Genomic DNA, 26521 nt, shown 5'->3' with positions numbered 1-26521 from the left:
GCCACTTCCCGATCTTTGTGAATATGATCGGAACACCATTTACTCCCAAAGCTACCAAACTTTTACTCCTTGGATCGGGAGAACTTGGCAAAGAAGTTGCCATTGAAGCAAACCGCCTAGGTGTTCATGTCATTGCAGTGGATCGTTATCCAAATGCACCAGCAATGCTCGTCGCTCAAGAATCTCGTGTCATTAATATGTTAGATCCAAAAGAATTGGAAGCCACCATACGAGAGTTAAAGCCTGATTTTGTTGTTCCCGAAATTGAAGCCATTCATACTGAAACATTGGTTCGATTGGAAGCCGAAGGTTTTTGTATCATCCCTAGTGCCAAAGCAGTGAACCTTACGATGAACCGGGAGGGGATTCGTAATTTTGTTTCTAATGAACTAGGAATCAAAACATCCCATTTTCTTTTTGCAGATACAGAATCAGATTTCACCCAAGCGGTAAAAGAGATTGGATTTCCTTGTGTGGTCAAACCCATTATGAGTTCCTCTGGAAAAGGACAAAGTTTGGTACGAAACGAATCCGAAATCCAAAAGGCTTGGGAGTATGGACAAACGGGAGGGAGGACAGGAAAAGGTAAAATGATCATTGAAGAATTTATACCTTTTGATTTTGAAATCACTCTTCTCACCATACGCCATATAGGTGGAACCAAGTTTTTACCACCCATTGGACATAGACAGGTGAACGGAGATTATGTGGAATCGTGGATGCCACAACCCATGACTGAACTTGCTTTACGTGCAGCAGAAAAAATTGCAGAAGCAGTAACTACAGGACTTGGAGGAATGGGAATTTTTGGAGTCGAATTATTTGTCAAAGGAGATGAAGTCTACTTTAGCGAAGTATCTCCAAGACCACATGACACAGGGCTTGTCACTCTTATCTCTCAAAACTATTCTGAATTTTCTCTCCACGCGAGAGCCTTACTTGGACTCCCTATCCCTGAACTTATTTTTCAAACACCCGCTGCCAGTTCCGCCATCTTATTGGAAGGAAAAACAACTTCTCCGGTTTATATTGGTTTAGAAGATGCTTTAAAACAAAAAGGAGTGGACATCCGAATTTTTGGAAAACCGGAAATTGACGGGAAACGCCGAATGGGTGTTAGTTTAGCAATTGGAAACACAATTGAAGAAGCCAAAGAAAAAGCAAACCGGGCCCGGGACTACATCCAATTAAAATAATTGATGAGATGAAGATAAAAAATCAGTCAGAATAACATTCGATAACGAAGGATATTTGATTCTTTGGATTAATCTTTTTTGATTTCAGGAGCTTTGTAGTTTGTCATCATACTATCGTAGATACTTTCTTCACCAAAAGGTAAAAAGGAATTATCATAATGGAGAGCGAGTAGTGGGTTCGTCCCTTTTCCAAATCCTCTGATGAGCTCCGACTCAATGGAATCAAAATCAGAAGACTCAATGGAATCCATATACTTACCATCATGTAGTAAGTTGAGAAATACCACAAACTTCCCTGCATGTTTTAAAATTTTAAGAGAAAATAACATTTCTCGAAGTTTTAATAGATAAAGTAGGGGGCGTGTGTTCCTTGCCATCACTAACTTCTGTTCGGCTTCGCTTACGTCCCTTAGGGCAAGTCGTAAAAAAGCACGGGTTTGTGCTTTTTCTTTGTCACGTGATTTTCTACCAAGAGATTCCAATTCAGAACGAACCAGTGTTATATTTTTGGTGAGAATTTTATCATAAAGTTTGATGAGTTTGGATTGTGTAGAGCGAACGGCTAAATAGGCATCGCCATACCGACCTTGGATGTGGAGGCTTTTGAATCGTAAATACTCATCGATGATTTCTCTGTATTCTTGTTTTTCTTCCGGGCTTCCTAAGTGGATGATGCTGGAATCAAGGGAACGAACCAAAAGATAATTTTCTTCAGCTCCAAAGGCTACCTGTAAGTTGCCGTTGGCATAGTTTCCCCGTGCTGTGCAGAGACAGAGGCAAGTTAGGAAACAAAAAAGAAAAGTTCGCACAGTACAGTTTCGGAATCTGAAAGCTCCAAAAAAAGTCCATAATTTGAAAGGTGGTTTTTCTAGTGATTATGTCATTGAAATCACCATTTCTGCAGGAGATCCGCCGCAATTTCTTTTCGATTCTACTCGTCGTTTCCGGTTCTTTTTCGATCCTGGTTCTAACTAGAAGGAATTACCTTCGGAAATGATATGATTAAAATCTCTGGTTTAAACAAACAATTTAATGGCAACGTCTTATTCGATGACTTACAATTCAGCGTCAATCGTGGCGAACGAGTGGGCCTTGTGGGCCGCAATGGACATGGTAAATCAACGCTTGTCCAAATCATCTTAGGAAAATCCGAGCCGGATTCAGGAAACATCACGATCCCCAAAGGATACCGCATTGGACATTTGGAACAACATTTAGTTTTTACAAAACCAACTGTGTTGGAAGAATGTGCCCTTGGTCTTCCAGAAGGGGATGAATACGAAACTTGGAAAGTAGAACGAATTCTTTTTGGTCTTGGGTTCTCAGAAAAAGATATGGAAAGAAGTCCTGATGAATTTTCCGGTGGATACCAAATTCGGATGAACTTGGCTAAACTTCTTGTTTCGGCTCCGGATATGCTGATCCTCGATGAACCAAACAACTATTTGGATATTGTCACCATACGTTGGTTAGAGGAATTTCTTCGGGAATGGGAAGGAGAAATCATCCTCATCACTCACGATAGAAGTTTTATGGATAGTGTTGTGACTCATACCGTAGCCATTCACAGAACTAAAGCCATCAAAGTCCAGGGTGATACTGAAAAGTTATACACGCAGATCAACCAAGCAGAAGAAATTTACGAAAAAACAAGACAGAACGAAGCGAAAAAACGCAAACAAGAAGAGATCTTTATTGCCAAGTTCAAAGCAAAAGCAAGTTTTGCCAGTCGCGCGCAATCCCGTGTTAAGAAGTTAGAAAAACAAGGGGAAATGAAAGCACTCGACACCATTGAAGATATGGAACTTTATTTTAACAGCGCTCCGTTCTCCGCAAGTCAGATGTTAAGTGTCGAAGAGGTTTCATTTTCATATGACAAAAAAACTCCCAACTTATTTGAAAACTTTTCTATCAGTGTAGGTCCAGAAGATCGAATTTGTATCATAGGGAAAAACGGGAAAGGAAAGTCTACTTTACTTAAGTTAATTGCAGGTGAGTTAAGCCCAGTTTCAGGTGCCGTCAAAAAACATCCTATTTTGAAAGAAGGATACTTTGGCCAAACCAACAAACTGAACATGAACGAAAGTAACACCGTAGTCCAAGAGATCATGAGTGCGGATTCGAATTGTTCGGAAGGGAAAGCAAGGAACATTGCCGGTGGACTTATGTTTTCCGAAGACCTGGCCTTAAAAAAGATTAAGGTTCTCTCTGGGGGAGAAAAGAGTCGGGTGTTACTTGGGAAAATTTTAGTCACACCTTGCCATTTATTGTATTTGGATGAACCGACAAACCACTTGGACATGCAGTCTTGTGACTCACTCATTGAAGCCATCGATAACTTTGATGGTTCCGTAATCATGGTCACTCACAATGAAATGCACTTGCGTGCTGTGGCCACAAAACTAATTGTATTCGATGATGACCGAGTTTTTGTTTATGACGGGGGTTATGACGACTTCCTGAAAGACATTGGCTGGAAGGATGAAACCGTTTGAAATCGATCCTCACTCTAAAACAAGTTTCCAAGTCCTATGACAATGGATTCCAAGCATTAAAGGATGTAAATTGGGAAGTAAAGGAAGGCGAAATCCATGCCCTTCTTGGACCCAATGGAGCCGGAAAAACCACTCTGATCAATTTAATCTGTGGAATCGTTTCACCAAGCGCTGGTGAGGTGAACGTTAGTGGTTTTGATATTATCAGTGACTTTAAAAAAACAAGATCTCTGATTGGACTTGTTCCCCAAGAACTCAGTGTCCATGCATTTGAAACGGTTTGGGCAAGCGTATCTTTTACGCGGGGGCTCTATGGAAAACCAGCCAATCCAAAATACATTGAAGAAGTTTTAAAATCACTTTCCCTTTGGGACAAAAAAGACCAAAGGATTATGACTTTGTCAGGTGGGATGAAACGACGAGTTTTAATCGCCAAAGCATTGTCACACGAACCAAAAATCCTATTTTTAGATGAGCCAAGTGCCGGTGTGGACGTGGAACTACGTAAGGATATGTGGAAGATTGTAGAATCTCTTCGAAAAAATGGAGTTACCATCATCCTTACGACCCACTACATCGAAGAAGCAGAATCCATAGCCGATAGAATTTCTGTGATTAGAAAAGGTGAGATCTTTCTAACCGAAAACAAAGATCGCCTTATGAAACAACTCGGCAAAAAACAACTTCGGATTGAACTGAAAAAAAGTCTAAAACTCATTCCTAAGTCACTGGCCAAATATACATTGGAACTTGTGGATCAAAATTCTGCCCTTGTGTTTACTTATGACCGCTCTGATGATAGTAGCCTCATTACCAAACTTCTGGATGATTTGAAAAAATTAAAAATCCAATTTAGCGATTTGAGTACAAAACAAAGTTCATTAGAAGAAATCTTTGTTCAGTTATTACAGGAGGCTGTATGAATTTTTACGCAATCAAGTCAATTTACAGATTTGAAATGGCAAGAACGTTTCGAACACTATTACAAAGTATTGCTTCCCCTGTACTTTCGACTTCGTTATACTTTATTGTATTTGGATCGGCTATTGGATCTCGTATTCAAGAGATAGATGGAATCCATTACGGAAGTTTCATTGTTCCCGGCCTTGTGATGTTATCACTTCTTACAGAAAGTATATCCAATGCTTCTTTTGGAATTTATTTTCCTAAGTTCAATGGAACCATTTATGAAATCCTTTCAGCACCGGTTACCATGTGGGAAGTTGTGATTGGGTATGTGGGTGCTGCGGCCACAAAATCACTGATGCTTGGTGTGTTAATGCTCATCACTGCATCCTTTTTTGTTCCCATTCGTATTGATCACCCCATCCTAATGGTATTTTTTTTGGTGCTAACTTGTGTTAGTTTTAGTTTGTTTGGGTTTGTAATCGGAATTTGGGCGGATAGTTTTGAAAAACTCCAAATGATTCCCATGCTCGTCATCACTCCCCTTGTATTTCTTGGCGGAAGTTTTTACTCCATCCAGATGTTACCACCGTTTTGGCAAAAACTCAGTATGTTTAATCCGGTTCTGTATTTGGTGAGTGGGTTTCGGTATAGTTTTTTTGAAAGGGCTGATGTGGCACTTTCTGTGAGTATTTCGATGATCCTTGTGTTTTTGACAGTTTGTTTGACTGTAACTTGGATTATTTTTAGAACGGGATATAAAATTAAAAACTAAATTTTAAACAATTGGTGAAACAAAGTTTCCTCTATTCACATAAGCCATCTAAGGATTCTAAAAAAAATCCTTAGATTAATTGATTTTTTGTCTTAGTTTTTTAAATCGTCGATTAACCTTTGTACATCGCCCGTTCCTTTGGCACGATAGATCCCATGTAAATACTTATCTTTATCAAATAAAAAAAATATTTTCCGTATGAACAAACTCCAATTCGGATTTTTGATCTGATATGTTTTGCGATAATTCTGTAAAACAGGAACTGTATCTTCCTTGGGATTAATAGAGATAGAAAAAATTTTGAGGCCATGAAATTCAGAAAAACTTGGTTCTATTTGGATTAAATTTCGAATGATTAAGGGACAAATCCCGCGACAGGTGGCATGAAAAAATACCACCAAATGTTCGCTTGGTGCCCAGTCTTTTGGAAGAATTTGATTTGGTTTTACATTAGGAAAAAGATAGGACGAGGATTAGGAAGAGGACAGACTTACGCAAGGTTGAATTTTCCATAGTCGAAACAATTTAGAACCATTCTGAACTTAGTCAAGAAATTCCCGAATGGGGAATTTCAGATTCTTTCTTTTCGTAATTTTAAGAGACCATCTAGGAAATAAATTTTAGTAAATTTTTAGAAGTTCCACTTCAAAAATAAGAGTAGAGTTTGCGGGAATGCTGCCAACAGTTTTGCTACCGTAACCTAGTTCTGGAGGAATGATGAGTTTGCGTTTTCCACCTACTCGCATTCCTTTGATCCCTTTGTCCCAACCTTTGACCACTTCACCGGCACCCAAGTTGAATTCGAATGGGCGGTTGCGGTCACGAGAACTATCAAACTTGTTTCCGTTGGTGAGTTTACCCACGTAATGAACTGTGACGTAAGAACCGGAAAATGCTTCTTCTCCCTTTCCCACAACTAAATCGATGATTTGGAAATCCTTTTCTGCTGCTTGGATGGGAATTAATAAAACAAAAAGGAAAAATGAGGCAATTCGGATATTCATCTTCATACGTAGTGAAAGTATCCAAGATTTGGATTCCTTTGCCAATGAAAAAAACTGTCCGTGGAGGAATCCAGTTTTAAGGTATCCATATGTTTCATGAGTTTATTTTTTACTGCCGGGAGTTGGAAACCTTCCTATTTAGAAACCAGATCCAAGAATTCATTGAAGGGGAACATGATAGTTTTTTTGCAGAAGAAATGCTTCGTTACATCCAGGCAGAATCGTTAAAAATTCCCATGTCCGAAAAACAAAAATACCCCGATCTACCTTGGGATAAAATTGATAGTTTATGGCAAAAGGATTTGGCCCGGGCCTATGACTATATCGACTTAAAGATGTTATACTATATTTGTGCTTACGAGATACCTAAAATTACAAAAACAATTAAATTGGAAATCCGCTGAGATTAAGCAGCGGTTTTTCCATTGTTTTTAATGATTTCGATGTTCTCTTCAAATCTAACTTTTTCTGCATACGTACGTTTTCCTGAAAATTCAATTCCGACAAGTAAATCCCCAGAAGTTTCTTTATAAGCCCAAGCAATTTTCCCGAAAAAACGAAACGGTGTTTGGAGTTTAAAAACTAGTTCTAATAAAATTCCTTTCTGTTTAGGAAGTGTTTCGACTAAATTGCTATTCGTGATTCGAATTTTTAATCCAGTGGCAGACAAATCCAATACAGGAAATTTTTCCACAGTCGTCATTAAGTTGGCGTCTTTGATCCTTTCAATCATCTCTGCGATTTGTGTTTGGTAAAATTTTAAATCATCTTCAGTGATGGCATTGTCTTTGGTTTGTAATGCGTAATAACCAATGGGGATAATTTCTTCTAGTTCATTTTTATAAAGAATAGGGAGGATGAGTTCCGACTTTATCTTTTTATCTTTGGAAGCCATTGCTAGTTTTTCAACGTGGTCATCAATTTCATCTTCGTAGTTGATAAAACCTTCTTCATCGGAACGATAACTTTCAGGATTTGTTGCATCCTTGATAAAAAGAATTTTTTGTGAGGACTTTACCACTTCATACTTTCGTTCCATTCCAGACTTGAATATATCCATAATGCCTGCTTCCCCAGACCGGGCCATCATTCGTTTGCGGTAATCTTCGAAGTTCACACGAACGAGAGTGGGAATGTTGAACATATTGGCTTCGATGATGGTTTTGGAACTAACAATGTTTGTAACATTCACAAGACCGTCTTCAGAGATCGTAAAACGTGGGTTTAATCTTTCTTTTTTTGCAATGAGGACTTTATCTACATGGAGTTGGATTTTGTGAGGTGCAATTTGTTTTACAAAAGTGCAATGAAGTTCTAAATACCGAGCCAAAAGTTTAGAAAGGATAAAACTAGAACCTTGTTGGAGGGGCCAGACTTCATTCCAATCAACTACTATCTCCTCACCACCGGGTAATTCCTGTGTTACGGTCATGGATTGGACTTGTCCATTCCAGTTCGCCTTCATTTCCTGATTCATAAGATAGTGTAATATCACATGGTGTTTTTGTTCTTTGCCTGTGATTTGATCCATTGGTCGCATAGCTAATTTCCGAGTTCTATTATATGAGACGGAAATAAATTTCCGTTCCAATGGAAAGTAAAGTGAATACTAGTCTCTTTGGCAAGAAAAACGAAAAATTAAAGTAAGAGTAGGTGTTTTTTTTCTGTTAATTCATAACAGAAACGAATCCATGAAAAATGATTTTGTAAGTGAGAATACTCGGGAAGGTACTGAGATAAAAATGTTTCACAACGTTTCTCTCTTTCTAAATATTTTTTTTCCATCACAAGAGTTAGATCGTTTAACGTTTTTTCGTATGTGTCAGAATCCATATAACCTTCTTGTAAGGCCTTTTTTAGAAACATACATTTTTCATTCCATTTGAATGGGGAAAGTACTGAAATCGTATCAATCGCTAACCAAAAATCTTTGATTTCTTTTTCAAACTTAGGGACTTCCCTCTTTATGCTTTCACATTTATGAAAGAGAGTGCGAAGGTAACTTGTGGCATCGTTTTCAATTTCCGACACATGTCCGTCCCAAAGAGAATGATAAGTTTTGGGAAAAGAAAAAGTAAACATGGGACCTGGGTAAGGAGATAATAAATCTAATTGGTAACTGCCTTTGGCATTCAGTTGTAAGGAACCCTTGACTGGAATTCCATTCACATTGATTTCCAAAGTTTTGATCCCGAGCATTCTAATATTCAATTGCGTACGTAGCGAAATTTATTGTATGGCCCTAAGATTTTTTAGGTGATTTTGGAAATTCAGTTGGGTTTCCAAAAATTGTTTGGTGATTCTCCTAAAAACTTGAAATCGGAAATCCTCGAACGAATAGTTTTTTGCAACCGAAATAGGGTAGGAAGACCCTGACATTATGGTGCAGTCATCTCCATCGAACGAGTCTCTAAAACATCCCAAACTCCCTAAAGCCAAAGGTTCCAAAAGGGCACTCCTTGTGGAAGGAGGGGGAATGAAAGGTGCATTTTCTGGGGGTGTTCTTTATGCTTGGAACAAGTTCTTAAGACCAAATTACTTTGATTTGGTGGTAGGTGTATCTTCGGGGGCATGTTCTGCGGCTTATTATGTATCCATGCCCAAAAAGGAACCTGTTAAAAGTGAGATGGCCCTTTCTGTTTGGTACAAAGACTTATCTGGCAGAAAACTCATTTCATTTTTCCATCCTTTCCAAGGAAAAACCTTACTCAACCAAGAGTATTTGATCGATTTTATCTTTCGTAAAAAAGTAAGATTGGAATCAGAAACTTTGGACAGGAAAAATGTTCCTCATTTCGTAGTAGCAGTCAGTAATTTACATACTCATTCCATCGAATACATCAAAGCCACATCATCCAATGTTTTTGATTTATTAAAAGCAGCCACTTCATTACCCATTGCGACTCGCGGTAAACACCTATTAGATGGTAAACTGTATTCTGATGCTGCCATTCTAAATCCATTACCTATCCAAGACATCATAGAAGCTGGATACAAAGAAATTGTGGTGATTATGAATTCACCGATTCGTCACATCTCAGGTCCACTCACGAGACTTACCAGTTTACTTGCTTTTCCCACACGGCGCACCATCCGCCGAATGATGCGTAAACTCCATCATCTTCATTTTAATGCAGCGCGCGAGTTGGCCGTCAAACCACCGAAAGGTGTGAAAATCATCACTGTGGCACCCGATAGACCTCTTCCTGTGAAACTCACCACAACCATCCGAACCAAACTTTATAAAACGGTTCTTCTTGGCGCAAAGAAGGGTGAAGAAGCAATAAAGAAAATTTTAAAACGGAAAACTAAAAAACAAAAATAGTTTTAGATCTTACTGATTATTTTTCAGTAAGATCACTTGTGAAAAATCCACCATAGGGTTTGTTGAATGCATTTTTAAATTCTCCACCAATGTACCATTTCCCGTTTAGATAGATACTTTTGAATCCAGTGTTATCCATGTTTGGAAACCAAGGCAAAACTGTATTTGTTTTACTATCAAAGGCGCTTAAGTAGTTATTGGTTGTAGAACCATTGAGTCCAGTGAATGAACCAGCAACTACTATTTTCCCATCAGGTGACGGAGTGATCGAATACACATGTCCATTCGCATAAATTGGATTAGGCGAAATGTACGATTTTGTGTTTGTGTCATACATAGCGAAGTTATTAAAAGTTGATGCACCGATCATTGAAAAAATTCCACCTAAATATATTTTACCATCAAAGTAGGTCTGTGCGGCGACATCGCTATTCGGGTAATCGGAGGTAGAAGGCAAAGGTAAAACAAGCCCTGTGTTTGTATCAACGGCCCGGTAATTGGCAATGCTGTTGTCACCATTTAAAGAGATATAAATACCACCGATATAGACAGCATCATTTAAAACCAAAAGAGAGGTAGCACTGCCTCCTAAGTTAGGAAACCAGTTTGTTAGCGAAAAATTTTCCGCGTTGATGGATGCTAGAGCATTTCGTGTTTGTCCATTCACAGAGCTCATCCCTGCACCTCCAAAAAAAATTTGGGTGTCGTTACTTGTGATTGTTCTTGTTTCTGATCCAGCGGGAAGAATATTCAAGTTGGCTTGATTTAATTGGTAGGTAGGTAAATCTAAAATGGCTAGTGCGATTCTTGGAATTCCGTTTACATGTTCAAAACTTCCACCGACAAAGAGATGGTTGTTTTTTATATGTAAGGATTTGATCGGAAAGTCAAAGTTAGGTGTTCCACCGATAGGTGAACCTGTGGAATCGTCAATGACAACAAAATGTTTATATGGTTTTAAATTGACAGCTTGGTTGTTACTCACAACCATCACTGTTGAACCCGCCGCAACAACGGAGCCTACCGGGGTAAAAATACTATCCAAAAAAGAAGGGTTCCAATCATTTAAATTATGATTCGGTAGGTCGTAACCCGCAGCAAAATTTCTTGTTTGGCCTTTGGCTTCTGCAAATTCTCCGAGTGCGTATAATTTATTTCCAATGACAGTTGCAGAAGTTACATTCCCACTGATCCCAAAATTGTTTTGGATGACATTACCAGTATTGTTATCAACTCCTACTAAATAATTTGCAGGTGTTACCGTTTTGACAGTTGTAAATTCACCTCCTAAATAAATTGTATTCTCATACTGAGAAACAGAGTTTACTGTAAAGTTGGTACTAGGTGCCCAGGAGGTTTCGACTCCGTTTAAGTAAAAGGATTTGGCATTGGGTTTGGCTCCAGAAAAAAATCCAACCGCATACAATACTGGATTTCCCGATGTATCTGTTCCTAAGTGTAGATCGTTGACAGTACCACCTGCTTGGACTTGGCCTGTGAAACTTGTGTCCACAACCCCTGTGTTAGGTGATATTTTTGCAACTCCATAACGAACCCCTGCCGCAATGTTTTGGAAATTACCTCCTATAAACAGGGAAGATCCATCAGTGACTATGTCCAAAACATCAGCATCAATGGTCCCCGTATAAAAATTTGTATTGAGTTTGCCTGATTCACGATTGAGAGAAACTATATTGACCTGACTCCCGGTTCCCCAATTAACAAATTGCCCACCAACATATAATTGGTCGCCGAGAATTGCGAGTGCAGTGACGATCCGTGATGTACTTGTATCAGGTATAAAGTTAGAATCCAATTGGCAACCTGGTAATATTCGTGCTACTTGGCTCCTTGCAGTTCCTTGTACGTGAGTAAAGTCACCTCCAATATAAAATCCGCCTGACCCATCAGAAATTGCTACATAAGTAATACCTTTTACTTTTAAGAAGGGACAAAACCGATTAGGAACCACAGCTCCCGTTTGTGCATCTACAAAAGCGGCACTCCCAGTCGGAAACCCGATACTGGAAAAATTTCCACCGACAATGATTTGGTTATTATAGCTGACAATGGAATCGATTTTAGCAGTAGAGCCATACACTCCCCACTCGTCAAAAAAACTAAACGCAGGCAAACAGGAAGGAGAGCGATCACCTGTTGCATACCGAATGACAGATGCTAATAGATACGATTTAGAACGAACATCACATGTGTTTTCAAGTTCCGCTGGTTTACAGAGGGTAAATGTAGCAAACGAAACTACGTAGATGCACGAGAGAGAAAAAGATCGAAACATGAGAACAGAGTTTCGATTTTAATTTTAATGTCTAGTGTTTTGAATGGATATAATAGTAACAAAAGTTCCGCGGATTTATTTTTTGAATCGGAAATTCCAATTAGAACATTCGAATCTACAGATAGGATTTAGGTGAGAGTTTGATTATTCTTTCATTCGTTTAGACTAGACCGAACGAGTCCACCATTACTTCTCTTGTGTGCAATCGTAAATGCTCCACCTAAATAGTATTTTCCATTTTTATTCATGGATGTATAAACCACATCGTTGATAGACGCTTTCCAAGGAGAAAGTGTATTGGTGTTAGTATTAAAAACTCCTAGAGAATAGTTATTAGGAATACCGTTTAAAACAGTAAAGGATCCTCCAATGAGGATGTTCCCATCAGGGTATGCTGCAACATGATTTACCATATTGTCTGCGCTCACAGGGTTTGGCTGTACGTAAGTCTGCGAAATTAAGTCATAAACAGCGGTGTTATTAAAAGTTCCGATACCACTGATACTATTAAAAAAACCACCCATATAAATTTTTGTGCCTGCTAAAGTTAGGTTGTACACTAAACTCACGGGGTCATTATTAGGTGAAGGGATATCTCTCCTTGTACCATTGATTTTATCTACGGCTTGGAAGTTATTGTAGTTAGCCACTCCATTGATTTCAGAAAAACTCCCACCTATAAAAACACTATCATTTACGACTAAAATACTTTCGCCACTACTCCCTGACCCAAGATTAGGATTCCATCCACTAAGGGAAAAGTCATTTGAGTTCAATGCAAAGACTCCGTTTCTAACTTGAGAGTTTACATTGGCTAAACCGAATCCTCCTACATATATTTGTGATTCATCGCTAGTGATCGTGCGGATATCGGGACTGCCTGAAAGGACAGTGTTAATAGGACTTATTTGGTAATTTGGTAAATCCAAAATGGCAAATCGGTTCCTTGATTGCCCAGCGATACTGGTAAAAGATCCGCCGACAAAAAGTCGGTTGTTTACTCTATGCAGGGTCTTGATCGGAAAATCAAAGTTAGGTGTTCCTTCGATCGGTGTCCCTGTCACTTCATCCAAAACGGCAAAATGATTTCGGGAGGTAACATTGATTGTGGAACGACTGGAGGTAAATAGTACGACCCCATTTCCTGCCGATACAATCCCCGAACCAGGATTAGCGAGGACACCATCATAGGCTGGATTAAAGGCAGTGACGGATTCATCCGGCAAAGAAAGTGCCGCAGCATAGTTTCTCGGAACAGATTTTACGGATGTAAATTCTCCGGTTAAGTATAATGTATTCTCGATGATTTGTAGGGTTGCGACAGGCTCAGCGGTATTCATTGCAAAATTTGTACTGATGGCAGAACCCGTACCATTATTGACAGAGACTAAATGACGAGCAGTCGTTCCTCCGTTGATGGTGGTAAAATCACCACCTAAATATATCGTATTATTATACTGTTGGATGGAATTGACCTTAGCATTGGGATTAGGATTCCATGTGGTTAATGTTCCATCGGGAAAAAGAGATATGGCGTTACTAAAGGTTGGGGTTGTCAAATCACCAACGGCATAGATAACGGGACTCCCATTGGCATTAGTTCCGTAGTATAAGTCTAAACAACTACCTCCGTTGATTGTCGTAGTAAAAGAAGGTATGACAAGACCAGTGGAGAGAGAAAATTTAACTAGGCCAGTTTTCGCATAACCACCGATATTTGTAAAATCACCACAAACATAAAGAGAGTCTCCATCGGTTTCCAAATCGGACACTAGGGTATTCGGATTTGGTGTGAACGAAGTGTCCAAGGCACCTGTATATCGATTCACTCGGACTAGATAACCACTATTGTCGTCTGTATAGTATCCACCTGCATAGAGGAAATCCCCTGCGAGTAATAAGGTATATATACTTTTATTATTATCATTGAGAACTGTAAAGTTACGATCTAATTGGCAACCAGGAAGGATATGGGCTATACTAAACTTTTCAACGCCTTGGACTGCAAAAAATTCACCTCCAATATAAAAGCCACCATTACCATCCGAGATGGCGATACCAGTAGACCCAACAACTTTTAAGTAAGGGCAATAACGATTGGGTAATAACTTTCCATTGGCTGTTTCTAAATAAACAACATTCCCCGTGGAAGGACCAACATATCGGAAATCTCCTCCTATGATGATTTGGTCGTTATAACTTGTGATGGCATTGACAGTAGTTGTGACGGAACCTTGATAAACACCCCATAAGTCTTGAAAATCAAATGAGGGAAGGCAAGAAGGGGATCTGTCACCAGAGAGATAACGAATGACCGAGGCTTGGAAGTATTCTTTTGTTTTTGCATCACAAGTGTTCGATAGTTCTGCTGGTTTACAGCCGAAAGCCATCCCCACTGACAATGAATAGATGATTAAAATTTTTCGCATTGGTTTCATAGCTAGTTATTCTACTAAAGTTTCCTGAATTTGTCCACTCGTTTGAAATAAATTTCCACGAATCTGAGGTAAGTCTAAGGTAAGATGGTTTGGATTTCCCTAATGTTAGTCGGAATAGGTTTTCTCCTTCTTTGGATTTGGAGAAAAAGTCCAAAAACTAACAGCTATGCACTTCCTTTACGCAAAGAAACACCGCAAGCACTGGAAAAAAATACGAAAGTATTCGTATCGGATATCCGGGAATTTTCTGTTTTTTTTAGTGCTGATTCTTCTCAATTGGAAAAAGATTCGATAGAAACCTTACGAACAAACTTGGATCCTTCTATCCTCTCCCAAATAGGATATATCAGTTTAACTGGTTCAGCAGATGCCTCAGGCCCTTTGGCAAAAAACCGACGTTTGGTAAAAGATAGAGTCCGAACGGTGGAACGGTATTTGGTTTCTTTAGGAATTCCTAAAGATAAAATGAATCAAACGTATTTAGAACCAAGTATCGGTAATGGTTCTGCTTCGCGTAGGGGTTTGCGTTCGGTAAAGATCCAAATCCAAATAGAAACATAAGGATGACAGATAATCTCAAATTGATTCATTTGAATAAAAGACTATGATTCGTACTGAAATTCAAATTCGATTTAATGACATGGACCCTATGCAGCGAGTCAATAACTCAAGTTATTCGACGTATTTAGAATTAGCAAGATTAGATTTTTGTAATCGTTATTTGAATGTTGTTGATTTGGATGACATTCCTTTTGTTCTGGCACGAGTGGAAATGGATTTAAAGGCATCTGTATTACCAGGAGCTTCCATTTTTGTTGCAACTTGGGTATCTGCCATTGGGACTACTTCTTGGGAATTTTCTTACGAAATTCGTGATCAAAAAACAAATGAACTTTATGTGTCTGCAAAAACAGTACAAGTATATTTTGATTATAGGGCCAAAACCAAAAAACCAATCCCTCCTGATTTTTTAAAATCATTAGAGAAGGAACGTTTGTAATTTAGAACAACTCACGTGAATCAAAATGTTTCCATTCCCAATGGTAAGCTGACTTATCTCCATATTGAATGCATTCCGTAAGCCAGTTGGATTCTGTATCGGGATTGAGGATCGAATAGGTTTCGGAAACCGAACGAATGAGTTCCCCATACTCAGGAAGGATTTCGGGAAGGAGTGGGTCTGTGTTTCTTTCGAGAAGTCTCACCACCGATTGGAGTAGGGCAAAATAAATTCCCTTTCGTAATAGATCTGGAATTCCCTTGGGAAGAGTCACCAGTGCTTCTATTTGCGGGAAGAGCGAAACTAGTTTTGGGACATGAACAAACAAATGGCTTGGCAACTGGCCTTGGATTTCTGTAAGATAAACTTCGTTCCCCTCTGTACCCATGACAAATCCAGTATACCAGATTCGTTCTCAAATTAAAACCATTTGTGAAAAAGAAGGATTTTCTTTGGTGGGATTTGCGGAAGCAAAAATTCCAAATGCAGACCGCGAACATTTAGACCAATGGATTCAGGAAGAACGGTTTGGGAATATGGATTGGTTTGCCAAAGACCATGCAGTTGGCATCAGAAACGATTTTCAAAATTTGGGTCTTGCTCCAAGATCTGTGATTTGCCTTGGGTTTGTTTATAGGTCAAGTGAAGGCGAAACAATTCTTTCGCAGATGGAATCCAAAGTTTCTCGTTATGCGTTAGGTTCTGATTATCACTTGATTCTAAAGGAAAAAGGGAATCGAATTTTAAAAATTCTTCGCGAAAAATTTCCAGGTTTTAAATTCCGGCAATCGGTAGATAGTTTGCCAATAGCCGAAAAAATTCTCACAAAAGAATCGGGGATTGTTTGGCAGGGCAAAAACACAAATCTCATCCATCCAAAACTTGGATCTTACTTTTTTCTTTCGACCATTCTCACCGATTTAGACTTAGGCGGCCCAGAACCAGAAGAAATCATCACTGACCACTGTGGAAGTTGTCGTAAGTGTTTGGATGTTTGTCCTACAGGTGCACTCGAAGAATACCAAATTGATGCTAGAAAATGTATTTCTTACTTAACGATTGAAGACCGGAGCGAAACCGAAGCCACGGAATCTTTTTTAAAATGGGAACGCAAAGGTTGGGTGTATGGTTGCGATCTTTGCCAAGAGGTTTGTCCTTGGAATGCCAATGTCGCCAAACGAAACAAAGTGGAAACCACGGAACCTGAATTTTTACCCAGATCTTTCTGGACAGATCCAGAGTTTTTAGAAAAAAAATCTCTCACTAAAGAAGAGTTTAATGAATATTTTAAAGATTCCCCAATCGAAAGGATTGGATTTGAAATTTGGAATCGGAATTTACAACAAAGAGAAAAAAAAGAATCAAACTAATACTGGAATTTTTTCGTTAAATTCTCAGTTGCCAGTTTTGGATCTTTAGCAGAACAAATCGCACTGACAACTGCCAGGGAATCGGCTCCTGCTTCGACGATGGCTTCTGCATTGGATTCATTCACGCCGCCAATCGCAACGATGGGAAGGTTTGTTTGGGTTTTTAGCCAAGTAACTCCCGTTAACCCCCAAGCAGGTTTTGTATTGGTTTTTGTGCTGGTATCAAATACAGGAGAAACTGCCAAATAATCTAACTCAGGATTCGGGTGGGTTTGAATGAGAGAGTGATAATCCTCTTTTGTTTCTAATGATAAACCAATGAGGGCATCGTTTCCTAAGATCCGGCGTGCTTCCCGCCAAGGTAAATCGGATTGTCCCAGATGGACTCCATCAGCTCCGGCCGCCAAACAAATATCTAAACGGTCATTGATGAGAAGAGGAATGGAAAAAGGTGTAAGGATATTTTTTAAATGTTTCGCTAGTTCTAAAAACTGGCGGCTGTCCGTTTCTTTTTCCCGAAGTTGCACAAAAGAAACACCTCCGAGAGCAGAAAGTCGCACTACCTCTGCCAAACTATGGTGGAGGCATAAGGGTCTATCCGTTACCAGATAAACCCCAGTGATTGGTTTTTTATTCGCCATTTAACTTTTGTTTGATGGTGTCTGCTCCAATTTCATAGAGAGAATCTAAAAATGCCACTTGGAAACTTCCTGGAGAATTTGTTTTGGTTTTTGCCATTTCGCCAGCAATTCCCATAATTGCCATAGCAGAAGTTGCCGCGCGGAATTGGTTCGGTTGGATGGCAGCAAAAGCCCCACAGATGGCAGAAGCCGTGCAACCAAGTCCTGTGACCTTTGTCATAAGCGGGTCACCGTTTCTCACTTGGGCTTTTTCTGTTCCACTTAAAATATAGTCAGTGGCACCAGAAATCACCACAACACCACCTGTAACTTTGGAAAGAGATTTACCCGAATCCACAGCAGAATCAGAAGAATCAGTGGAATCCACACCCTTTGTTTTACCAGAAGAGTTGAGAGTTGATAAAATTTCAGAAGCATTGCCACGAACAATGCTTGGACTACCTGCACCAAGGATACGACGGATTGCCATATTACGCAAGTTACTCGCTCCTGCCCCTACTGGATCAAGAACTAGTGGTTTGTGAATGGATACTGCTTTTGCAGCAGCCTTTTCCATACTTTGGATCCAAGGTTCTGATAGAGTTCCAATATTGATGACAGTTGCCGAACAGATGGTAACCATTTCTTCGACTTCTTCAATGGCATGAGCCATAATCGGAGAGGCACCAATGGCAAGGAGTGCATTGGCAGTATTATTCATGACTACATAGTTTGTGATATTGTGAACGAGAGGGGATTTAGAACGTAAATTTTCTAAGTCTTCGATAGTATTTTCAATGATAGATTTTGACATGCGGAGGTTTCCTAAGAAAACCTAGGCAATCTTCGTTATGGCGTCTTCTACTTTTTTGATTAAATCCGATTCAGACCAAGGTTTGTTTAAAAAACTATGTAAGTCTACTTCTCCTTTCAATTGATTGAGTGATAGCTCATCAATATGTCCGGAAATAATTATTTTCTTAATTGCAGGATAAGTTTTATGGACATCGCGAAGGAACTCATCACCACGTTGGTTCGGCATAAGCCAATCCGAAATGATGATGAGGATATTGATTCCTTCTTCTGCCAATTCTTCGATGATAGACCATGCCTCTTCTGTATTTTGGGCCGTCTCATAACGGTATTCATTCCCAAAATGTTTTTTGAGCTGAGACTTCAGACTCATCAGAATGATTTGTTCGTCGTCGACGAAGAGAATGGCCTTATTCATAAGAACTATTTTCCGTCGTGAGGGCACTCAACCAATTTGTCATGTCCTGGGCAGGAACGTTTTTCCTTTCCTGGGCAAATGGCAAACGATGCAGATGTGATGACGAATAAACTAAATAGAGTGATTGCTGTTTTCATAAGGAACCTCTTTGAAAATTAGACGATACATTGTATGTGAAAGCAAGAAGGATTTCTTCAGACTTTTGTTAGAATTTCGTACCCTTTGTCTGTGACAAGTACGGTATGCTCAAATTGGGCAGAAAGTTTTCCGTCTTTTGTGCGGACTGTCCACTTATCGGATTTATCAAAATTCACTTCCCAAGTTCCTAAATTGACCATGGGTTCGACGGTGAAAATCATCCCTGCTTCAATTTTTGCCAGTTTTCGTGGTGAACGGAAATGCGGGACTTGTGGTTCCTCGTGGAAATTACGTCCGACACCATGGCCCATCAAATCACGAACAATTCCATACCCGAGTGGGGTGAGAAAGTCGTCGATGGCATTTCCAATATCATCAATTCGATTGCCTGGTTTCACTTGTTCGATTCCGATCCACATGGCTTTTTCCGTATCGGCCACGAGTTTTTCGGCTTCGGGAGTGGATTTTCCACCTACGATAAAGGTTTTGGAGGTGTCTCCAATGTATCCGTCCACAATCGGTGATACATCTAAATTGACGATGTCTCCGTTGGCGAGGACGTCTTCTTTTTTAGGAATTCCATGGCAAACGACATGGTTGATGGAAGAGCAGATGGACTTAGGAAACCCTTTGTATCCGAGTGGAGCCGATCTATGGCCATTTTTTTTGGTATAGGCTTCGGCTAGGTCGTTCAGTTCCAGGGTAGTGACCCCTGCTTTGACAAAGGGTTCTAGATACACGAGGAGTTCGGCGGCAAATTTTCCCGCCTTCCTCATCGTTTCAATTTCAGATTTGTTTTTAATGTAAATCACGGATTAGAAATCTGTGGATCGAACCGTTGTTCTTTTATTCGCAGAGGTTCTTTCCAGAGCTTTGTCGATGAGACGGTAGATTTCTTCGTTGATTCCCTCAATCGCGTCTCCAGAAGTCATAAATCCCTTACTTTTGATGTAAGCCTTCACTTTAGAAGTGACAATTAGGGATTCTTTCGACGTTGATTCTGTTTGTTCTTCGGACATGGATACCTCGGTTATTTCTTTCTAACTCCGAGGATGCTATCTACGAGGGATTTTTCAATATTTAATTTTTCACTAATTGCCTCAGAAGACCACTGGTAATTGTCGTGGAGGCTCTGGATGGTGGCTCTTTTTCTCTCGACAAGGGGATTTCCCGAAACTTTTCGGTCGGATTTCCCGGTCGGAACCGGACTTTGCATGGCACCTTGGACAATGTCCAGGAATTCGGAGAGTTTTTCGAAGGTTTCGTCTGCTTCCCCGAGGAGAGATTCCAAATCGTCCTTGGTTTCGCGTGAAGATTCTTTCAGGTCTTCCAATCGCTTTTGGAGGGTGAGGATTTGGCGGTGGCGGTCAGATAGGTCGCCTAGCAGCTCTTCGATTTTGTCAAATTTACGTTCTACGGAATCAATCTGTGCTTCCCTTTCTACAAGGAAAGAAGTGCGGTTTTCGGCCTGGCGGATGGTTTCTGTCAGTTCCTTTTCGCGTGCTTCCACCACTTCGATTTCTCGGTCCAGGATGTCGAGGCGGGCTTGGAGTTCCCGTGCATTGTGTTTTTGGCCTTCTAAGTTTTCCACTAAGTGGAAAACAGAATCTTGTGATTCTTGTAAGGAAGAAAGGAAGGATTCAATTTTTGATTGTTCTGTTGTGAGTTTGGTTACCCGCGTTTCAATGGAACTCACTTCGCTCAAACTTTGTTCAAATCCTTCCATAGTTTCCGAAACATGGACAAGGTTTGAAGCAAGGATTTGCACTTGTTTGTCGATGTCTTCTGTTTGGAACTGAGCTTCTTTTAAGGTTTCTAATTCGTTTGCGATTTCTTTTCGAAGTTCTGAAAACTCGGAAATTGCCGATTGGTAAAGGTCAATGTCTGGTCGGCCTTTTTCTAAAGCACGGAGGGCTTCCGAAATTTCTTCCACGGCACGATTGGATTCCTCTGCGATCTGTTTGGCGGAAGCAAATAAATCAGAATGTTCTTTTACTGTCTCTAACTCACTGGATAGAGTTAAGATATCTTCTTTTAATGTTTCCATTTCAGATTGGAAACTAGAAAGAGTTTCTTCTTTGGTATCGTTTAAATCATCCAAACCATTTTTGATTTCGTGTTTTAGATCTTGGAAACGATCCAAACTATCTTTAAGGAAATCTTGGCTTTCTTTTGCGATTTCTTTGAAAGATTTTTCGTAATCTCTTTGGTAAGTTTCAATTTGTTTTTTAGATTCGTCTTTGGAACGTTTGATACTTTCATCTAAATTACGTTTTACAGTGTTTAGGTGGTTCGAAATTTTATCTTCGAGTTGTCCGAGTTGGACATTTCCTTTATCCAGGAGTTTTGTCAATTGGTGAGAGATTTTAGAATCAATGGTTTCATTGAGTCTGTCCATTTTCTCTTCTTGTAAATTGAAAAAGGACTCTCCTGATTCTTCCAAATGTTTGAGGATTCGTTCGACTTCGCTTCGAGCAAGTTTTCCTTCTTCATCCAAACGAGAGATACTTTCTTTGGTTTTTGATTCGGCAACCATTTCCAAATTGGATTTTGCTTTTTGGAATTGGTTTTGGAATTCACCAAGAAGGTCAGCACCTTCTACGTGAATTTCTTTCAATCGGTCTTGTAGTCTTTCGATGCTAAAGTTTTGGTCTTCCCGAATTTTACCGAGTTCCTCTTCCCACTTACTTACGAACTGTTCTAAGTTGGCATTGGCAATGCGGATTTTTTCAGTCACAATTTCTTCGGATTCTTTGGCTTTTTCTTCTGCTGTTTCTAAAATTTCATGTGCCGATTCGCGGAGAGCTGATTTTAACTCTTCTACATACTCATCCACATCTTTGGTTTGTGCCGAGATGGATTCACTTAAGTCTTTGACTTGTGATTGTACGACTTCTAGATCTGACTCCATTTCACTCTTTTGGAGTTTGAAATCAGAATTCATTCTTTCTTCGAGTTCTTTTCTCAATTCAAACAGAGAAGTTTTAATAACAGTTTCTTGGTTGGTGCGAACAGAATCCAATTCACGATCAAAGTCTTTGAGTTCTTGGAGGGCACTTTTTTTGAGAGAACTTGCTTCTTCTTTTAGATCTTCCGAGATGCGGTGGAATTCTTCGGAGAAGGCTTCAATTTCACGAATGAGTTCTTGTTTACGAATGTCTGCTTGGCGAAGGAGTTTGTTTTCTGCTTCCAGATATTTTTCTTGGAACTGAATGATGGTTTGGTTGATACCATCAGCTTGCCTTCTGGTTTCATTGATGATGTCATCTCGTTTGGAAAGTGTTTCGAGGGACAAGTCTTCGATTTCTCGTTTGATGGCATCTGTCTCTTGACTTAGACCCTTCATAAAAGAATCTTTTGTATGAGTGACTTGGTCAAAAATAGAATCAAAACGTTCTTGGATTTTTTTCTCGAGTAAGTTTACTTTTTCATCCAACTTACCAGAAGCACGTTGGTATTTTTCTTCTAACCTTTCATCAAACTTATCAACTTTGTCAGAGAGTAGGGAAGAGGTATCTTCGAATTTTGTGAGACGAACATCTAAGTCACCTTGTGCATATTTCATGGACTCTAGTAGTAAATCCATTTCTTTACGAGCATGGTCAAGTCGTCCGGCAGTTTCTCCTACCATCACATCGGCATGAGATAAAAGTTTTTCACGTGCTGTTTCTGCAATTTTTGAAAGCGAGTTGTCTAAAAAATCGGATTTGGTTTCGAGTAGGCTTTCTAACTCCACCATCTTTTGTGCAACAGATTGTAAAATTTCATCACTACGGAAATTGAGTTTATTTTGGAATGTATCCAACATAGAGATGGATTCGTTATGAAGGGCTTCCATGTCTTCTGATACTTCGCGTAACTCTCGTTTGTGGGAATTGATCTGAGAGAGTCCTTCTTCCATATTTTGTTTTTCGCGACGGACTTGGGAACTTAAGTCTTGGATTTGTTCCATCTCGCCTGACAAAGAAGAGAGGTAATCTTTACTTGCGCGGATTTTTTCGAATAGGTCACGAGACTCGGAACTTAAAATTTGAATGTCTTCGGCCACTTTGCGGGATTGTTTGACAAGGATGTCTAGGTCAATGCCGGCATCTTTCACCAATTGGATTTTTTGAAGGGCGACACCATCAATTTCATCGGTCAATTTGGACGCATAACGTTTGAGTTGGGAGAGTTTGGTGTTGGATTTATCCAAACGACGGAGCCCAATGGTCACCGCAACACTGGCCAAAAAAGGCAATAAAAAGACTTCTAATCCCATTTTCTCAAAGATCCAATAATAGTATTATGTCGCATGAAGATGGTTGAAGAAAACCAGGCGGAGATTTTTTCCGCAAGCCTTTTTTAATTCACTGAGAATTCACGGATTTGGTGCCAAAATCGGCTAAAAATCTTGGCTTCTTCTGCCTCTAAATTCGCCAATCTTTCCTCGGCCCTAGGATCGAGACGGAACATTTCGGAACTCATTTCGGAAAGGTGGCCTTCCTCTTCCAGAATCAGGTTGGTTAGGCGGATGGGAGAACCCGTTTTGTCCAAAATCTCGTCGTACGCCGCATAGACGACCATGGCCCGTTTTTCAATGACCGTGGTGGTGTACAAATAGGCAAGGTAGGTAAATTGTTTTTCATCTGTAAACACTTTGCGTAAACTTCGGCGCACCAAGGTGTCTAGTTTTGCGAAATAAATTCTTGCCGCTGTCCCCCGAACCAGAGCGGAATTTTGGTACCCCGATTGGAAGCTGGGTTTTATGGTGCGGGCTGCTTTTTTGAAAAAGAGGGCATGCCTTGCTTCTTCGGTAGCATGTCTTAAAATCATTTCGGAGGTCTCTTCACTGGATTGGGTGAGGAGGATTTTTCTCGAACCAAGATGTTCTAATAAAGACAGAGTGTTCAGCCAAAGGGCATGGTTGGTTTCATTGGCAACGATATCGGAAAGAACTTTAGGAATGGAATCATTCGAGAGGACAGTAACAGAACCCATAAATCCAAACTGTGAGATCTGTTTCTTTGGGCTAGCCTTTCTTTAGTGGGATGCCCAGTTGGGCGATGGTTTCTCCGTCCTCATGGTAGATTCGAAATTGGTCAGTTGGTAGGCCCTCGCCTTTGAGGAGGATGACACAAAGGGCAATCCCAATCCCTTCACCTTCTGAGTTATCCCCACGTTCGATATAATATTCCATAATATCGTTATAGTTTTGTGCATGTAAAAGAGAGTTACGAATTTTTTGCATCTCTCCTCTGACTAGAGTGTTGTTGTTTCTCACATCAAATTTGATTTGAGAATCACTGTGTTCGATTTTGAGATGAACGTATAAATTTCTTTCGCGTGCGAGTGGTTCAAATGTATTTCCCCTTCCAGAAAGGATAAGGCTTTTATACATTCTAACACCTAACTCGTAATCGGCGGGTGAGTTGATGTCTAGTTGATTTTCTTGGAAAAAAAGTCTTTTGAAATTGGCTTTAAACCCGTTTAGAATTAAGTCTTTCACAATGGTGAACAGAATGGCAGATAAATCAGGGATTCCGTATTTTTCAGTGAGAGCGTCCAAAACTTTTACCAAATTTTCATCTAACACCTTGGATGCGCCGTAAGCATTCCATTCGATGGGTGCTCCGTTTTCGACTAGGTTTTTGATTTGTTCTGGACTGAGGGTTTCCATCAAAAAATATATTGGCTTGGAAAGAGTGGGTTGGATTTTGATTTTTCTTCCACAAGCATAGTTTCTAACTCTTTTCTTAGACGTTCTGTAATGGTATCTAGCGTTTTCTTTTTGTCTTCTTTATAAGAATTTAAATATTCATTGATCGTAAATGGTGTTCCAAACCTAACTACTGCTCTATGGGGTCTAGGTTTAAATTCTCCAAATATTTCGTTTTCGTAACGGTATAAAAACTCATAAAGTCTTTCGGCACTTGGTAATTCTTTGATGTAGGCGGTTTGGATGGTAATAAAGTCATAAGCTTTGGTGGCAGCATTTTTTGCCCAAGTTGCCATTTCCAAACTTGGAAGTTCTCCGTTGGGATCGGGCATTCCTACAGAAACCATTTCTAGAACACTTAAAATCCTTCTTAGTTTTTCGATGGCATTGGCGTCACCATCCCATTTGGGAATGTTTGCCTTTCTTGCAATGTTATCGAGCATGGCATGGCGCATCCTTCCCAATCGGTAGTCAAAATCGTCGGCTCTACTTTCTTCGACAGGGACTCCGTATTCTTTTTCTTCTCTTTCGATCATACGTTTTCCTACGGATAAAAATCGGTGTAGGATGTCTTTTCCTGTTTTGGAAATTCCTAACTTCTGTTCCATTTTGGAAATTGTTTGATCGATGTCCTTTTGCATGGAGTCGATGGAAGCGGTCATTCTGTACTTAACAAAGGTGGGTAAAACCCAAATCTTTGCTTCCGGATCTTTTTTTAATGCATCTTCCAGTCCCCAAAATCCAAGTTGGGCGACACCTGGTTGGAAGGGAAGTAGGGTATCGTTCATCCCACTTGTGGGCTCTCCTTCTGGGAATAGGGCAAGTTTTCCGCCTTTGGATGCAAGGATTTCTCTTGAGGCTTTAAGGGATTCGCGGTCTGGTGCGCCAGCTAACACGGAATAGGCTCCTAGTGATTGGATGAAGTCACCAACAAAACCAAATCCCCATTCAAATACCTCTCTAGCGGCCATATAGTGAAACCTGGAACCCATAAGGTTTGCCGCATGATAGGCAATCCCAGGTTCTTTGGTTGTAGGATGATTGGAAATATATAGAAGTCGTTCTTTCTGAAAGGTTTTTAATGTCTTTTGGTCTGTTTCCGAAATTTCGATGGATTCAAGGTTATGGAGTATTTTGTTGAGAACGGGAAGAGTCAGATCCGTAAACCATAAAGCAGGAAGATTGAACTTTGCAGGGATAAAGGATTTGATTGACATAAGACGAATGCTAGCAGCTTAATCAAAGGAAGCAAGTACGAATTCACATGGCACTTATAGAAGAACTCAACCAACAAGGCAATTTTCTCTTCCGATGGCGCTCCTACATCCCAGGAGTCATTTTGTTTCTTTCCTTACTGTATCTACCGTATGTCCCTTATTTCCAAGGACAGTACGAGTCCAATTTGTATTGGTTATCTGGTGCATTTTTAGTCAGTTTTGCAGGGCTTTTTGTTAGATGTTTTACGATCGGATACACTCCTAAAAATACCTCTGGTAGGAACACAAAACAACAAGTTGCTGATGTGGTGAACCAATCCGGAATTTATTCGTTAGTCAGACATCCTTTATATGTAGGGAATTTTCTGATGTATCTAGGTCCTGTGTTTATCCTTCGGGATTTTGCTTTTGCACTTGTATACATTATGTTTTTTTATTTGTATTACGAACGAATCATCTTTGCGGAAGAATACTTCCTTCGTGGTAAATTTGCAAAAGGATATTTGGAATGGGCGGACAAAACTCCGGCTTTTATCCCTCGTTTGTCTGGTTATAAAAAACCAAATTTAGATTTTTCTTTCCGCAACATTTGGAAACGAGAATACCCAAGTTTGTTTGGAATCATTGTAGTATTTACAGTTTTTGATTTGATCCAAGTTTATTTCCAAGAACCGGCACTTCGTGCGGTAGACATCACTGGAATTTGGAAACCATTCCATACATGGTTTTTTGGATTTGGATTTATTTTTTATGTTGTCACACGTCTCATTGTAAAAACCACCAAACTTCTGGAAGTCGAAGGTAGATAGTTT

The 26521-nt window shown here is 39.8% G+C and carries 28 protein-coding genes; 10 read left to right on the top strand and 18 right to left on the bottom strand.

All coding sequences use genetic code 11. The annotated features are described in order from the left end of the window. Nucleotides 1-23 precede the first annotated feature (23 nt). Complete coding sequence (gene purT, locus EHQ24_RS16315) at nucleotides 24-1196, top strand: formate-dependent phosphoribosylglycinamide formyltransferase (protein ID WP_135602684.1); 1173 nt, start codon at nucleotides 24-26, stop codon at nucleotides 1194-1196. Nucleotides 1197-1264: 68 nt separating this feature from the next. On the opposite strand, the gene EHQ24_RS16310 is transcribed toward purT, so the two are convergent. Then, a complete protein-coding gene (locus EHQ24_RS16310) occupies nucleotides 1265-2005 on the bottom strand; it encodes an adhesin OmpL37 family surface protein (RefSeq protein WP_135602683.1) in 741 nt (246 codons plus the stop codon). Between the two features lie 189 nt (nucleotides 2006-2194). On the opposite strand from EHQ24_RS16310, the gene EHQ24_RS16305 reads away from it, so the two are divergent. The 3 genes from EHQ24_RS16305 to EHQ24_RS16295 are packed head-to-tail and all read left to right on the top strand — an operon-like array spanning nucleotide 2195 to nucleotide 5372. Then, nucleotides 2195-3691: an ABC-F family ATP-binding cassette domain-containing protein gene (locus EHQ24_RS16305; protein ID WP_135602682.1), complete on the top strand. Its 1497-nt coding sequence runs from the start codon at nucleotides 2195-2197 to the stop codon at nucleotides 3689-3691. Beyond that, nucleotides 3688-4614, top strand: a complete 927-nt coding sequence (locus tag EHQ24_RS16300) for an ABC transporter ATP-binding protein (protein WP_135602681.1) — start codon at nucleotides 3688-3690, stop codon at nucleotides 4612-4614. Before EHQ24_RS16305 ends, EHQ24_RS16300 begins: the two co-directional genes overlap by 4 nt. Continuing rightward, nucleotides 4611-5372: an ABC transporter permease gene (locus EHQ24_RS16295; protein WP_135602680.1), complete on the top strand. Its 762-nt coding sequence runs from the start codon at nucleotides 4611-4613 to the stop codon at nucleotides 5370-5372. The genes EHQ24_RS16300 and EHQ24_RS16295 overlap by 4 nt, the downstream gene beginning before the upstream one ends. Before the next feature lie 92 nt (nucleotides 5373-5464). Here EHQ24_RS16295 and EHQ24_RS16290 read toward each other — a convergent pair whose 3' ends face one another. Both EHQ24_RS16290 and EHQ24_RS16285 read right to left on the bottom strand, forming a co-directional pair. Continuing rightward, a complete protein-coding gene (locus EHQ24_RS16290) occupies nucleotides 5465-5770 on the bottom strand; it encodes an SCO family protein (RefSeq protein WP_244310491.1) in 306 nt (101 codons plus the stop codon). A 222-nt stretch (nucleotides 5771-5992) separates the two neighbouring features. Further along, complete coding sequence (locus EHQ24_RS16285; protein WP_135602678.1) at nucleotides 5993-6382, bottom strand: FKBP-type peptidyl-prolyl cis-trans isomerase; 390 nt, start codon at nucleotides 6380-6382, stop codon at nucleotides 5993-5995. 83 nt (nucleotides 6383-6465) lie between these two features. Here EHQ24_RS16285 and EHQ24_RS16280 point away from each other — a divergent pair, with 83 nt between their 5' ends. Then, a complete protein-coding gene (locus EHQ24_RS16280; RefSeq protein WP_135602677.1) occupies nucleotides 6466-6780 on the top strand; it encodes a ribonuclease HepT family protein in 315 nt (104 codons plus the stop codon). A gap of 2 nt (nucleotides 6781-6782) precedes the next feature. Here EHQ24_RS16280 and EHQ24_RS16275 read toward each other — a convergent pair whose 3' ends face one another. Together EHQ24_RS16275 and EHQ24_RS16270 are read right to left on the bottom strand one after the other, a co-directional pair. Further along, on the bottom strand, nucleotides 6783-7916 hold the full coding sequence (locus EHQ24_RS16275; protein WP_135602676.1) for a DUF1577 domain-containing protein: 1134 nt from the start codon (nucleotides 7914-7916) through the stop codon (nucleotides 6783-6785). 98 nt (nucleotides 7917-8014) lie between these two features. Beyond that, entirely contained in the window at nucleotides 8015-8575 is a 561-nt protein-coding gene (locus EHQ24_RS16270) for a hypothetical protein (protein ID WP_135602675.1), read from the bottom strand. Between the two features lie 181 nt (nucleotides 8576-8756). Here EHQ24_RS16270 and EHQ24_RS16265 point away from each other — a divergent pair, with 181 nt between their 5' ends. After that, nucleotides 8757-9701 (top strand): patatin-like phospholipase family protein, encoded by a 945-nt coding sequence (locus EHQ24_RS16265; protein ID WP_135602674.1) that lies wholly within the window; start codon nucleotides 8757-8759, stop codon nucleotides 9699-9701. A 16-nt stretch (nucleotides 9702-9717) separates the two neighbouring features. Here the strand turns inward: EHQ24_RS16265 and EHQ24_RS16260 are convergent, their stop codons facing one another. Both EHQ24_RS16260 and EHQ24_RS16255 read right to left on the bottom strand, forming a co-directional pair. Continuing rightward, complete coding sequence (locus EHQ24_RS16260; protein WP_135602673.1) at nucleotides 9718-11997, bottom strand: delta-60 repeat domain-containing protein; 2280 nt, start codon at nucleotides 11995-11997, stop codon at nucleotides 9718-9720. Nucleotides 11998-12149: 152 nt separating this feature from the next. Then, entirely contained in the window at nucleotides 12150-14435 is a 2286-nt protein-coding gene (locus tag EHQ24_RS16255) for a hypothetical protein (RefSeq protein ID WP_208725839.1), read from the bottom strand. 102 nt (nucleotides 14436-14537) lie between these two features. Between EHQ24_RS16255 and EHQ24_RS16250 the strand changes: the two genes are divergently transcribed. Further along, nucleotides 14538-14996: an OmpA family protein gene (locus EHQ24_RS16250; RefSeq protein ID WP_135602776.1), complete on the top strand. Its 459-nt coding sequence runs from the start codon at nucleotides 14538-14540 to the stop codon at nucleotides 14994-14996. A 43-nt stretch (nucleotides 14997-15039) separates the two neighbouring features. Further along, nucleotides 15040-15435: an acyl-CoA thioesterase gene (locus EHQ24_RS16245; RefSeq protein WP_135602672.1), complete on the top strand. Its 396-nt coding sequence runs from the start codon at nucleotides 15040-15042 to the stop codon at nucleotides 15433-15435. Between the two features lies 1 nt (nucleotide 15436). On the opposite strand, the gene EHQ24_RS16240 is transcribed toward EHQ24_RS16245, so the two are convergent. Beyond that, nucleotides 15437-15823, bottom strand: coding sequence for an LIC_11502 family protein (locus EHQ24_RS16240; protein ID WP_135602671.1), 387 nt, complete (start codon nucleotides 15821-15823; stop codon nucleotides 15437-15439). Here EHQ24_RS16240 and queG point away from each other — a divergent pair. Continuing rightward, nucleotides 15822-16805: a tRNA epoxyqueuosine(34) reductase QueG gene (gene queG, locus EHQ24_RS16235; RefSeq protein WP_135602670.1), complete on the top strand. Its 984-nt coding sequence runs from the start codon at nucleotides 15822-15824 to the stop codon at nucleotides 16803-16805. The genes EHQ24_RS16240 and queG overlap by 2 nt on opposite strands. Here queG and thiE read toward each other — a convergent pair. The 10 genes from thiE to EHQ24_RS16190 all read right to left on the bottom strand — a co-directional run bounded on the left by thiE (nucleotide 16802) and on the right by EHQ24_RS16190 (nucleotide 25709). Continuing rightward, nucleotides 16802-17446, bottom strand: a complete 645-nt coding sequence (thiE, locus tag EHQ24_RS16230; protein ID WP_135602669.1) for a thiamine phosphate synthase — start codon at nucleotides 17444-17446, stop codon at nucleotides 16802-16804. The two genes, queG and thiE, sit on opposite strands and share 4 nt — an antisense overlap. Next, nucleotides 17436-18239: a hydroxyethylthiazole kinase gene (gene thiM, locus EHQ24_RS16225; protein ID WP_135602668.1), complete on the bottom strand. Its 804-nt coding sequence runs from the start codon at nucleotides 18237-18239 to the stop codon at nucleotides 17436-17438. Before thiM ends, thiE begins: the two co-directional genes overlap by 11 nt. A 21-nt stretch (nucleotides 18240-18260) precedes the next feature. Continuing rightward, the gene (locus tag EHQ24_RS16220) at nucleotides 18261-18656 is read right to left on the bottom strand and encodes a response regulator (RefSeq protein WP_135578776.1); all 396 of its coding nucleotides are present in this window, start codon (nucleotides 18654-18656) and stop codon (nucleotides 18261-18263) included. A 5-nt stretch (nucleotides 18657-18661) separates the two neighbouring features. After that, entirely contained in the window at nucleotides 18662-18793 is a 132-nt protein-coding gene (locus EHQ24_RS19415) for a hypothetical protein (protein ID WP_269750440.1), read from the bottom strand. Nucleotides 18794-18850: 57 nt separating this feature from the next. Then, nucleotides 18851-19606 carry a type I methionyl aminopeptidase gene (gene map / locus EHQ24_RS16215; protein WP_135602667.1) on the bottom strand — a complete coding sequence of 252 codons (756 nt, stop codon included), beginning with the start codon at nucleotides 19604-19606 and terminating at the stop codon, nucleotides 18851-18853. Nucleotides 19607-19609: 3 nt separating this feature from the next. Then, nucleotides 19610-19813 (bottom strand): hypothetical protein, encoded by a 204-nt coding sequence (locus tag EHQ24_RS16210; RefSeq protein ID WP_100744290.1) that lies wholly within the window; start codon nucleotides 19811-19813, stop codon nucleotides 19610-19612. Nucleotides 19814-19824: 11 nt separating this feature from the next. After that, a complete protein-coding gene (locus tag EHQ24_RS16205; protein WP_135602666.1) occupies nucleotides 19825-23055 on the bottom strand; it encodes a SpiroCoCo family coiled-coil protein in 3231 nt (1076 codons plus the stop codon). A gap of 83 nt (nucleotides 23056-23138) precedes the next feature. Next, complete coding sequence (locus EHQ24_RS16200) at nucleotides 23139-23774, bottom strand: rubrerythrin (protein ID WP_135602665.1); 636 nt, start codon at nucleotides 23772-23774, stop codon at nucleotides 23139-23141. A gap of 31 nt (nucleotides 23775-23805) precedes the next feature. Next, nucleotides 23806-24453, bottom strand: a complete 648-nt coding sequence (locus tag EHQ24_RS16195) for a hypothetical protein (protein WP_135602664.1) — start codon at nucleotides 24451-24453, stop codon at nucleotides 23806-23808. After that, nucleotides 24453-25709, bottom strand: a complete 1257-nt coding sequence (locus tag EHQ24_RS16190) for a lysophospholipid acyltransferase family protein (RefSeq protein ID WP_135602663.1) — start codon at nucleotides 25707-25709, stop codon at nucleotides 24453-24455. The genes EHQ24_RS16195 and EHQ24_RS16190 overlap by 1 nt, the downstream gene beginning before the upstream one ends. A gap of 47 nt (nucleotides 25710-25756) precedes the next feature. Here EHQ24_RS16190 and lmtA point away from each other — a divergent pair, with 47 nt between their 5' ends. Then, nucleotides 25757-26518, top strand: a complete 762-nt coding sequence (gene lmtA / locus EHQ24_RS16185; RefSeq protein WP_135602662.1) for a lipid A Kdo2 1-phosphate O-methyltransferase — start codon at nucleotides 25757-25759, stop codon at nucleotides 26516-26518. Nucleotides 26519-26521: the final 3 nt, after the last annotated feature.

The organism is Leptospira noumeaensis (genome assembly GCF_004770765.1).
In the GTDB taxonomy this organism is placed as follows: domain Bacteria; phylum Spirochaetota; class Leptospiria; order Leptospirales; family Leptospiraceae; genus Leptospira_A; species Leptospira_A noumeaensis.
Note: the sequence above shows the minus strand (reverse complement) of the source record. Positions and strands in the feature narration are given on the sequence as shown.